Source organism: Aquimarina sp. AU119, assembly GCF_900312735.1.
GTDB classification, from domain to species: domain Bacteria; phylum Bacteroidota; class Bacteroidia; order Flavobacteriales; family Flavobacteriaceae; genus Aquimarina; species Aquimarina algiphila.
This window is the reverse complement of record NZ_OMPF01000021.1, coordinates 1-11,918: the sequence shown is the minus strand read 5'-3', so window position 1 is coordinate 11,918 and position 11,918 is coordinate 1. Positions and strand designations below refer to the sequence as shown.

Annotated in this window: 9 protein-coding genes; all 9 read right to left on the bottom strand. The window is 31.9% G+C overall.

Translation table 11 applies throughout. The features are described from left to right. Positions 1-53: 53 nt before the first annotated feature. Positions 54-2,267 (bottom strand): bifunctional (p)ppGpp synthetase/guanosine-3',5'-bis(diphosphate) 3'-pyrophosphohydrolase, encoded by a 2,214-nt coding sequence (locus tag DK442_RS16750; RefSeq protein ID WP_109437051.1) that lies wholly within the window; start codon positions 2,265-2,267, stop codon positions 54-56. Positions 2,268-2,436: 169 nt separating this feature from the next. Next, positions 2,437-3,669: a M48 family metallopeptidase gene (locus DK442_RS16745; RefSeq protein WP_109437050.1), complete on the bottom strand. Its 1,233-nt coding sequence runs from the start codon at positions 3,667-3,669 to the stop codon at positions 2,437-2,439. A 94-nt stretch (positions 3,670-3,763) separates the two neighbouring features. Then, entirely contained in the window at positions 3,764-4,573 is an 810-nt protein-coding gene (locus tag DK442_RS16740) for an RNA methyltransferase (protein ID WP_109437049.1), read from the bottom strand. Between the two features lie 43 nt (positions 4,574-4,616). Next, a complete protein-coding gene (locus tag DK442_RS16735; protein WP_109437048.1) occupies positions 4,617-7,379 on the bottom strand; it encodes an ATP-binding protein in 2,763 nt (920 codons plus the stop codon). 6 nt (positions 7,380-7,385) lie between these two features. Then, the gene (locus DK442_RS16730; RefSeq protein ID WP_109437047.1) at positions 7,386-7,790 is read right to left on the bottom strand and encodes a hypothetical protein; all 405 of its coding nucleotides are present in this window, start codon (positions 7,788-7,790) and stop codon (positions 7,386-7,388) included. A 175-nt stretch (positions 7,791-7,965) separates the two neighbouring features. After that, positions 7,966-8,310, bottom strand: a complete 345-nt coding sequence (gene rplT / locus DK442_RS16725; RefSeq protein WP_109437046.1) for a 50S ribosomal protein L20 — start codon at positions 8,308-8,310, stop codon at positions 7,966-7,968. A 134-nt stretch (positions 8,311-8,444) separates the two neighbouring features. Further along, positions 8,445-8,642, bottom strand: coding sequence for a 50S ribosomal protein L35 (rpmI, locus tag DK442_RS16720; protein ID WP_027394180.1), 198 nt, complete (start codon positions 8,640-8,642; stop codon positions 8,445-8,447). A 63-nt stretch (positions 8,643-8,705) separates the two neighbouring features. Next, positions 8,706-9,215, bottom strand: coding sequence for a translation initiation factor IF-3 (infC, locus tag DK442_RS16715; protein ID WP_255412242.1), 510 nt, complete (start codon positions 9,213-9,215; stop codon positions 8,706-8,708). An 81-nt stretch (positions 9,216-9,296) separates the two neighbouring features. Then, positions 9,297-11,243 (bottom strand): threonine--tRNA ligase, encoded by a 1,947-nt coding sequence (gene thrS / locus DK442_RS16710; RefSeq protein ID WP_109437045.1) that lies wholly within the window; start codon positions 11,241-11,243, stop codon positions 9,297-9,299. Positions 11,244-11,918 lie beyond the last annotated feature (675 nt).

Genomic DNA, 11,918 nt, shown 5'->3' with positions numbered 1-11,918 from the left:
ATGACCTGAAAAGAACAGAATAGCAGTAGGTTATAAAGTGTTCTTATATAGAATTATTCTCTGACTACTTTATCAATACCACTTATTTTAGAAAGACTTTTCATTACTGTTTTTAAAGTATTTTTATTTTTAACACCTACAGTTATTTTTCCCGTGAAAACACCATCATTAGTATCAAAGTTCATATTGTAAATAGCGAGATGCATATTGTTAGAAATGATCTGGGTCACTTCATTTACAACCCCAATATTGTCGATACCGTTAAGTTTGATTACTGCTTTGAATTCTTCCTGACTAGAATCAATCCATTTAGCAGGCATAATACGATATGCATAGTTACTTTGTAATTGCAATGCATTCGGACAATTATTTTTATGCACTTTTATCCCTTCATTAACAGTTATAAAGCCAAAAACATCATCCCCAGGTATAGGGTTGCAACAATTTGATAGTTTGTATTCTAACTTCTCTGAATCTTTACCAAAAACAAGTAGATCATATTTTGATGTAATTTCTTCTTTATCTACATCTTTAATGTTACCTCTTCGAATTCTGTTTTTAATAAAATTCATAAAGACATTGCTTCGAGTAGTAGCAAATTCTTTAATTTTTTGGTTGTCAATTGTTCCTATACCAACTCTATAAAATAAATCCAAACTTGTTTTAAGTTTAAAATAAAGAACAAGTTCATTTACTACTTTTTCTCCCATTGTAATTTTTTGGGAACGAAGTTTACGTTTTAGGATAACTTTACCATCTTCTGCTATTTGTTTTCTTTCATCTCGTAAAGCAGATTTTATCTTTGATCGTGCTCTTGCAGTAGTAGAGTAATCCAGCCAGCTAGAAGAAGGTTTTGATTTTGTAGAGGTAATTATTTCGACTTGGTCACCACTTTTAAGTTCGTGGCTTAATGGTACCAATTTACCATTTACTCTTGCTCCCCGAGTTCTTAAGCCAACTTCTGTATGTACGCTAAAACCAAAATCTAAGGCAGTAGCTCCTTTGGGTAAGGATTTTAAATCACCTTCTGGAGTAAAAACAAAGATTTCTTTAGCATAAAGATTTAGTTTGAATTCTTCTACAAAGTCTACAGCATTGGTTTCAGAATTTTCTAAGGCTTCCTGTAGTCTGTTGAGCCAACCATCTAATCCTTGGTCCTCTTGCCTTTCTTCATTGTTTTTATACTTATAATGAGCAGCGTATCCTTTTTCAGCGATTTCATGCATACGATCACTACGAATTTGAACCTCTACCCATTTGCTATCTGGCCCGATAACCGTAATGTGTAAAGCCTCATAACCTGTTGTTTTGGGTTGATTAATCCAGTCCCTTAATCGAATTGGATTAGGCCTGTAGTAATCTGTAACAATAGAATAGATTTTCCAAGCTATGAATTTTTCATTTTCAGTGTCAGCATCGGACTTATAGATGATTCGTATGGCGAATTTATCATAGACTTCGTCAAATGATACATTCTGTTTCACCATCTTTCTGCGAATGGAGAAAATGGACTTAGGCCTTCCTTTTATTTCATAATTTAATCCTTCTTTATCCAGTCCTTCTCTAATTTTATCAGAGAATCTTTTGATATATTCATCTTGCTCTTCTTTACTCTCTTTAATTTTTTCGAGAATATCCTTATAAACCTCGGGTTCGGTATATTTGAGTCCCAGATCTTCAAGTTCTGTTTTGATGTTATATAAGCCAATTCTATGCGCTAATGGGGCATATATAAATAGTGTTTCAGAGGCGATTTTTACTTGTTTGTCTGGTCGCATAGCATCCATCGTTTGCATATTATGTAAACGATCGGCAATCTTAATGATAATAACTCTAACATCATCATTAAGAGTAAGGAGCATTTTTCTAAAATTCTCTGCTTGTAAGGATATATCTCTATCTTTTTTTAGAGAAGAAATTTTAGTTAAACCATCTACAATACGGGCAACCGTTTCTCCAAACATTTGCTCTATATCGACTAATGTATATTCTGTATCTTCTACAACATCATGAAGTAGGGCAGCAGCAATTGATGTAGCATCAAGTCCAATTTCACTGGCCACAATCTTAGCAACAGCAATAGGGTGAAAAATATATGCCTCACCACTCTTACGGCGTTGATCTTTATGTGCATCTACAGCAATATCAAATGCTTGTCGTATAAGTATTTTGTCCTCTTTGGTAAGATCCCTATAACTAATACGAAGCAATTCTTTGTATTGCTTTGCAATTTTTTTGTTTTCCTCGTCTATAGCAGCTTCGGTCATAACACAAAGTTTTTTAAGAAAGCCCTATTAAGCAATATGTGTGATATCCCCTTAGTCGTATTAGTTGTCAAAAATTATGCCTTATTTTAATAATTAAATAACAATTTTTTTCAATAATAATTAAAAGTACAATTAAGAAATGTAACCACCAAGCACTTAAGTGATGGATTTATTTTCTTAGATTTTTAATCCTTTGTGATAGGGTAGGGTGTGAATAATGAATGAATACCATAGCAGGATGAGGTGTAAGATTACTTAAATTATTTTTTGAAAGCTTTTTTAAACTACTAATTAAAGCTTCATTATTATATGTGTTTTTTGCATAGTCATCAGCTTGGTATTCAAATGCTCTAGATACTACATTCATTATTAACCCAGTTATTTCAGAAATAGGACTATATAAAATTCCGAAGGCTATAAGACCTATATGAAATGAAGGAGTTGCGACTCCAAGAGCTTCAGAAAGAAGTGGATTTGCTATGAAAAGAGATAAAAACCATAATGTCAAACCAGTAAGCGCTATAGATAATAGTAAATTAACGATTACATGCCTTTTTTTATAATGACCTACCTCATGAGCAAGTACAGCAACGATTTCTTCATTATTTAAATCTTTAATTAATGTATCATAAAGAGTAATTCTTTTTTCACTACCAAAACCAGAAAAATAAGCATTTGCCTTGGTACTTCTCTTAGAACCATCAATCACAAAAATATCTTTTAATTGAAATCCCACTTTTTTTGAATAAGCTTCAATCGTATCTCTAAGTTCTCCCGGTTCTAAAGGAGTCTGTTTGTTAAATATAGGTACAATAAGTTTAGCGTAGAACATATTCATTGCTAATGTAAAAATAGATACTAATGTCCAGGCATATATCCAGAATGACCTTCCTGTTAATTCATAAAACCATATAATTAATGCTAGTAGTCCTCCACCCACAACAATCATCATGATCATGCTTTTTATCTTATCAATAAAAAAGGTTTTTATAGTTGTTTTATTAAAACCAAATTTTTCTTCAATTACAAAAATTTTATAATAGACAGCAGGTGTAGATAGAATGTCACTACCAATCATAATAATTCCAAAAAAAAGAAGTCCTATAATAATAGAGTTATTAGAAATGCTTCTTGATATAGTATCTACCCAAGCAAAACCGTCTAAGAAGAAAAATAAAAGCATTATAATTAAGGATACAGTAGAAGAAACTAGTTTGAATTTATAATTTGCTTTCTTGTATGCTATAGATTTTTCATATTCTTCTTCTGGGTATACGTCTAAAAGTTCTTTAGGGATTTCATTATTGTAATGTCTGGCATTAAGTATATCTAATAGAGAATCTATTAAGAAAACAATTACAATGATGGCTATCAGTAAGTAAAATAGGTAATAAGGGGTCATCGGTTTATAGCAAATTAGAGTTCAAACATTTGGGACATGTAAGAATTCGTAAGGTAATGAATTTTAATTTATTTTTAATATAATATTAAATCTTTTAGTTTGTAAAGCCCCGTTGACGTTTTGCTTCAAAAATCAAAATCCCGGCGGCTACAGAAACGTTCATTGAGTCTATTACACCATTCATAGGAATAATAATATTTTGAGTGGTATTTTCTAAAAACAGATCGCTCATGCCAGTAGCCTCAGTGCCAACAACAATTGCAGTGGGCTTGGTGTAATCTAATGTATTATAATTTACAGATGCTTGTAATGCTGCGCCATAGATATTCACTTGTTCTTTTTTTAGGAAATTTATGATATCAACTGTTGATCCTGTGGCAATTGTATTAGTAAACAGACATCCTACACTGGATCGTATGATATTAGGATTGTAAAGATCAGTTTTTGGATTGGCAATGAGAACAGCATCTAATTGAGCAGCGTCAGCAGTACGAAGCAGTGCTCCTATATTGCCTGGTTTTTCAGGAGCTTCTGCTACCAAAATAAGAGGGTTTTTAGAAGGTAAAGTCAATTTGTTTATATCTGTATTCTTGGATACTACAACGGCCAAGACCCCTTCTGTCGTTGCTCGGTAAGCTAGCTTTTGATATATTTCTGATGTAATCTCGAATAACTCAATTTGATTGCTATAAGTTTTGGCTAGCAATGAAACCTCTTTATAGGTAATAATAGAAGAACAATAATATAATTGGGTAATAGTATAGCCGCCTTGTATTGCTAGAGTAATTTCACGCTTACCTTCAATGATAAAAAGTTTTTCTCTCCGACGAACTCGTGCCTTTTCTTTAAGTTGATTGAGAAATTTTACTTTATCATTCTGCAAGCTTTTTATTTGATTTTGCATAAATGCAAAGATAGTAATAGGCAGGAAAAAATGTTTTCTTTTTTCAGGTATTTAAAGAAGTTGGATCGTTTATGTATTGCTGGACTTCCTTGATGATTTTTGGGTAGTATTCATCTAAATCCTGAAATAGTTTTAAAAGCAGAGAGAATTCTAATTTTTCTTTCGAAGAACGTTCTATGTCTTCTAGAATACTGGTTTCTTTTTGTAACCCAATAGTTTTAAAACTTGATTTAAGTTTATGAGCAATTCCTTTTATTACGTTTATATTTTTGTTTTCAATAGCCTCTTTTAATTTTTTATATTCTTCAGGAGTTTCTTCTATAAATATCTGAAGCACACTTTTGATAATTTCTTTATCGTCGTCAAAAGTTTTTTTCAGGAAAGATAAATCGCAGAACTTTTTGTTGTCAGCTATGGGATTAGCATCAGTATGAAAAGAAGTTTTATTTTTTATGTTGGATTGTAAGCTAAAGAGTATTTCTTCTAGAGCTTCCTCACTTAATGGTTTAGTTAAGTAAAAATTCATTCCAGATTCGATTGCTTTCTTTTTTGATTCTGGAAATACATCTGCAGAGCATGCCACTATTGGTAATTGGTTAATCCTGTTATTGCTTGATTTTCGTATGATTTCTGTTGTTTCGGGACCATCCATGACTGGCATATGCATGTCCATTAGTATAAGATCATAAATAGATTCTTCTAATTTTTCCAAAGCAATTTTTCCATTATCAGCAATATCTGCTTTGATGTTCCAGTTAGAAAATAATTGCCTCATAAAAAATTGATTCATTTTATTATCTTCGACTACAAGAACTTTCATTCCTGATAAACTGCGCTTATTTTCAGCTTGTGTGGTTAGTTTTTCGTTTTCTGAAGATCTATAACTGCTTTTAGCATAAGTAATAGAAAAATTAAAGGAAGAACCTTTTCCGGGTTGGCTTTCGGCCTTGAGAGTTCCCCCTTGTAGTTCTATAAGTTGTTTAGAAATTGATAAACCAAGACCAGTTCCTTCTATCTTGTTTTTGCCAGGTTTATGGACTTGATAAAAACTTTCAAAAATATTCTTTAGTTTGTTTTTTGGTATGCCTACTCCAGTATCTTTTACAGAAAAATTAATAGTAATATGAGTTTCAATAACTTCTTCTGTTTGTACTTGAATTATTATTTCTCCTTTTTGGGTAAATTTTATTGCGTTACCCAATAGGTTAATTAAAATTTGATTTAACCTAAGTTGATCTCCAATAATGAATTTAGGTACTGAAGAATCAATATGCATAATATACTTTAGTCCTTTTTCATCTGCTTTTATTCTAAAACCTCGAGAGATATTAGTAATGAGTTCTCGAACATTAAAATCGGTATTGTGTAATGTTAGTTTTCCTGCTTCAATTTTAGAAAAATCAAGAATATCATTAATAAGAATCAAAAGATTTTCAGCAGAAAATTGTATGCCATCTAGGTTTTTTCTATCGATTTGTGGAGTACTAAAATTACTTTTTTGTAAAATACCTGTAAGTCCCAGAATCACATTAAGTGGTGTTCTGATTTCATGACTCATATTAGATAAAAATACAGATTTTGCTTTTGCAGATTTCTCTGCTATTACTTTTGCTTCTCTAATTTCATTATCTATAATTTTTCTATTGGTTATATCCCTAAAGAAAGCATTAAAAAGATAATCGTTTTTAGTTTTAATAGCAATAATAGTAAGTTCGATATAAACAATAGAGCCATCTCTTCTGTTAATAGAGGTCTCTACTCTTTTATTTATGAGTTCATCTTCTCCTGTTTGTATATAATTGCTAAAACTGGTTTTTAATTGGTGTCTTAATTTTCTGGGTACCAAAGAATACAAATTCTTACCTATAGTTTCTTCTTTTTTTAACTCTAAAATTATTTCAGCTTGTTTATTCCAGTTTAATACTGTTCCTATACTGTTTACTAGGATTACGGCATCCATAGCAGTTTCTAGAATAGTTGTTTTTAAGTGTTCACTGTATTTTAGTTCTTCTTCTACTTTTTTTCTTTCAACAATTTCTTTGGTCAGTCTCTCGTTTATTTCTTCTAAGCTGTATAGCTGCTTTTGCAGCATCTTATGCATTTGTTGTTTGCTTGGGAAATTAATAAGATCTTTTGAAAGAATTTCTTCTGGGATAACATTAAGAGTAGCGGTGAAGGATTCTAGTAAATGATAGGATTGAAAATGCTTTTTATAGATAATGAGGTAGATGTTTGTAATAGCATTTATCCCTAAACTATTTTTTATTCTAAAAAATATTTGATTGGAGTATTCTAGTAGCTTTTTTCTTTCTTTGATCAGATCAATAGAATTAAAATCATATTCGGTGTCTAGATATTGTTTTATTTGCTGGATTTTTTGATCATTATAGTTGCCGACCAGTTCTGAAGATTTCTTTAGTACGTTCGAGAGAAAAACTTTACATAATATTAATTCTTGTTCCTTTAGTGGATCAAATATTAATTTGAAATTTTTGTATTTAAATAGAGGAGCATGTTGCTCGGCAACCTGATTTCTTATAAAATGTTTACTGGCAAGTTTTATTGTGTTTTTTTCGGTAAGATGTTCTTCGAGAAATAAATATACCTCGGGTAGGGACTCAATCTTTTTGGTGAGAGATAGTCCTTTATAAGCTTTAACCTTTGTTTTTAAGTTAGAGGCGTTTGCATGTATATCAACCTCATTCCATAGAAAATCAATAAGATCTATAATTTTCTGTTCTTCTTGGTTTTTTGAAGGATAAGCTTTCTTGGGGCGAAATATTCTTTTAAACCAATTAGGGATCATCTAAGGTCATATTTTACTGGCTTTATATATTTTATAAAAACCCAATGCAGATAACCCCCATGTAAGAATAAGAGCAATAAACCAGATATAATTACCCGCCGTATCTCCAAATATATTTTTAAAAATATTATAATTAAAAATATGAGCTATTTGCATATGAAGATGTCCAAGAGCCATTACTACAAATCCCCATGCTAATAGTGTCATTCCTGATCCAAATTTTCCTCCCTTTAATCGTGTTGCTGTTAAGAAGCTAAAAACCAAAGCAATGGCAAGGAATGGCATTTCGAGAAGACCAAAAATCTGTTCTGCACCCATATCACTATCTGAGTGTCCAGTATGATCCTGTGCTAACAATTGTTGGCTACTAGAAAATAAAACGAATGTAAGTAAAAAGTAAGCTTTTTTCATATATGTCGAGTTTTCTTAAAAGTAATGAAAAAATACTGATTAGTATCCCTTTTTATAGTTAAAGTACTTGTTTTATCGACAAAATGCATTTTTGTAAAAACTAAATAGAACAAAAAACCCTGCTATATAGCAGGGTTTTTTTATAAGTGAGATTGTATTGTTTTTACTAAAAGAGTTATTTTACTTTTTCTACAATTGCTTGAAAAGCTTCAGGGTTGTTCATCGCTAAATCTGCAAGAACCTTACGGTTTAATTCGATATTATTAGCTTTTACTTGTCCCATAAATTGAGAATAAGACATTCCATGTAATCTAGCACCAGCATTAATACGGGTGATCCATAAAGCACGGAAAGTTCTCTTTTTGTTTCTACGGTCTCTATACGAATATTGCATCGCTTTGTCAACCGCATTTTTTGCTACAGTCCAGACATTCTTACGACGTCCGAAGTAACCTTTTGCTTGCTTAAGAACTTTTTTTCTTCTAGCTCTTTTTGCAACGGAATTTACTGATCTTGGCATAATTTAAATTTTTTAGTAGTAGGCGGTCGATATTCGACTCTTTTGTTTTATAGTAGTTACATCTGTATTAGAGAGTTTATTACTATTGGCCTAACTCCTTGGTTTATATTAATTTCAACCTTATTAAAAAGCGATTACTTCAATCGTAATTGCTCTTTAATACTATTTTCATCGCTTTTGTGCACTAATGTTGAGTGCGTCAAAGCAAGCTTACGTTTTTTAGATTTTTTTGTCAAGATATGACTCTTAAACGCATGCTTTCTTTTAATTTTACCAGTACCGGTAAGCTTAAATCGCTTTTTAGCACTGGATTTTGTTTTCATTTTAGGCATTGTATCCTTGTTTTAATAATCTCACTTAATATTATTACAATTTCCTTTTTGTTAGGAATTTGTTTATTTTTTTGGCGCAATGAACATTATCATTCGCTTACCTTCTAGTTTTGGCATTTGCTCAACCTTACCATATTCTTCTAATTCTTGTGCAAGCCTAAGAAGTAAGATTTGTCCTTGATCTTTATATATGATAGAACGTCCTTTGAAAAATACATAAGCCTTTAATTTAGCTCCTTCGCTTAGGAATTTAATGGCATGTTTTTTCTTGAACTCATAATCATGTTCATCTGTATTGGGGCCAAATCTAATTTCTTTAATAACAACTTTAGTGGCCTTTGATTTTAAGGCTTTGTCTCTTTTCTTTTGTTCATAAAGGAATTTTTTGTAATCCATTATTTTACAAACGGGGGGTACGGCTTTAGGTGAAATCTCTACAAGGTCGAGTTCTTGCTCTTCGGCAAGTTGTAAAGCTTTTTTTGTTGGGTATACACCAACTTCTATATTGTCACCTACAAGACGCACTTCATCAACACGAATTTTATGGTTGATTCTGTGAGCATCTTCTTTAATTACTCTTAGTGGTTTTTGAGACCTTCTTCTTCTAATTGCTATGACTTAATAATTTTAGTTAAACTTAATTTTTAGTATTCGTTATCCGTTAAACGGTTTTAAAGTTTTGTTAATTTCTTCGGTTACTAATTTAGAGAATTCTTCAATAGGTATTGCTCCTAAATCTTCTCCTCCATGTTTTCGAACAGAAATTGTATTATCTTTTTCTTCTTGTTCCCCTACGATTATAATATAAGGAAATTTATTCATTTCAGCTTCTCTGATCTTTTTGCCAATCGTTTCATTTCTATGATCCGAGAGGGCGCGAATTTCGTCATTTTCTAACAAATTTAAAACTTTTTCAGAGTATTTTTCATATTTCTCGCTGATAGAGAGTATAATAGCCTGTTCTGGCATGAGCCATAATGGGAAATTACCTCCCGTATGTTCTAATAAGATTGCGATAAATCTTTCCAGACTACCAAAAGGAGCTCTATGGATCATTATTGGTCTATGTAATTCGTTGTCGCTACCTTTATATGTAAGTTCAAAACGTTCTGGTAAGTTATAATCTACCTGAATAGTTCCAAGTTGCCAGCTTCTTCCTAAAGCATCTTTGACCATGAAGTCTAGTTTGGGACCATAGAAGGCTGCCTCACCACTTTCTATTATATAATTAAGACCTTTGTCTTTTGCAGCATTGATAATAGCATTTTCAGCTTTTTCCCAATTTGCTACATCACCAATATATTTATCGGGATTTTCTAAATCCCTAACAGATACTTGGGCTGTAAAATTTTCGAAACCTAAAGAACCAAAAACATATAAAACTAAATCAATTACTTTTTTAAATTCATTATCTAATTGGTCTGGAGTACAAAAGATATGAGCATCATCCTGGGTAAATCCTCTTACGCGAGTTAAACCATGAAGTTCACCACTTTGTTCATATCTATATACGGTGCCAAACTCGGCATATCGCTTAGGTAAATCTCTATATGACCACGGTTCGCTATTGTATATTTCACAATGGTGAGGGCAATTCATGGGTTTTAATAGAAATTCTTCACTTTCAGCAGGAGTATTTATAGGTTGAAAGCTATCTTCTCCATATTTAGCATAATGACCAGAAGTTACATATAGCTCTTTTTGACCAATGTGTGGAGTAACTACCATTTCATATCCAGCCTTTTTTTGAGCTTTTTTCAAAAATTGCTCTAAACGATCTCGTAAAGCAGCTCCTTTTGGAAGCCAAAGAGGTAGTCCTTGACCCACTTTTTGAGAAAAAGTGAAAAGCCCTAGTTCTTTACCTAATTTTCTATGATCACGTTTTTTTGCTTCTTCTAGTAATTCTAGATATTCTTTTAATTCCTTTTGTTTAGGAAAAGATGTTCCGTAAACTCGTGTTAGTTGTTTATTATTTTCATCTCCTCTCCAATATGCGCCGGCAACACTCATGATCTTTACGGCTTTGATAATTCCTGTGTTAGGAATATGGCCTCCTCGACATAAATCAGTAAAAGTATCATGATCACAAAATGTAATTGTTCCATCTTCAAGGTTTTCAATCAGTTCAACTTTATACTCATTTCCTTCCTCTTTGTATTTGGCTAAAGCATCAGCCTTTGAAACAGCTCTCATTTTGAAGTTATGCTTGCCTCTTGCGATTTCGAGCATTTTATCTTCAATAGTCTTGAAATCTTTTTCAGAGATTGTTTTATCCCCTAGATCAACGTCATAATAAAATCCATTATCAATTGCAGGACCAATAGATAGCTTAACTCCAGGGTATAGTTCTTCAAGGGCTTGGGCTAAAACATGAGATGTAGAGTGTCTAAACGCTGTCTTGCCTTCGTCATCTCTCCACGTAAATAATATAAGGTTACCATCTGTGGTTAATTGGGTAGTGGTTTCAATAGTAGTTCCGTTAAACTTTGCAGAAATTACATTTCTTGCAAAACCTTCACTAATATCTTTTGCGATATCCATAGCAGTAACACCGCTATTATATTCTCTAACCGAACCGTCTGGTAACGTAATCTTGATCATGTTTTTCTAATTAAAGGGGCAAAGATAATACGATAATAAAACTCATACAATATATAAGACATATTTAATTGATGAATTCTTTTGATTATGTGAGATGACTACTATAAAGAGGGGTGAAGGTTAAATTTGATCTGACTTCATTATATATACTAAAGCTGCCTATAATTATTTATGATATGGGATAAAGCTTTTTTTGTGCTCATAAGTTATAGTTTATCAGACTGTTAAAAAAAAGTTTTAAAATAGTTATGAAAATGTGTTGTCATAAAGAAAAAGGGTTCTATATTTGCACCCGCAAAACGGGGTATTGTTTTGTTTAGTTCATTGAGGTTTGGTTTATTTTTTTAGGGGGGTTTAAGATGTTTTAAATTTTCTTAATAAATTTCATGATATAATAAAAAAGGGTTGTATGTTTGCGCCCGCTCAGAGCGGTTATGTTTTTGGGTTTTTTTATTGGATTTAGGGTTTAGAAAAACTTTTCAAAAATAAATTAAAAAAAGCTTTGTAGAATAAAAAAGGGTTGTATATTTGCACCCGCTTACAGAAACAGAGCGAAGTTCATAAGTTTAGAGATAGTACAGGAGTAGGGTGTTTTTTACGACATTTATAAGGTTCGATTCCTTATGTATCCACAGGAATTACTAGCGATGAAGATTGCTTTAGTGATTACAAAAA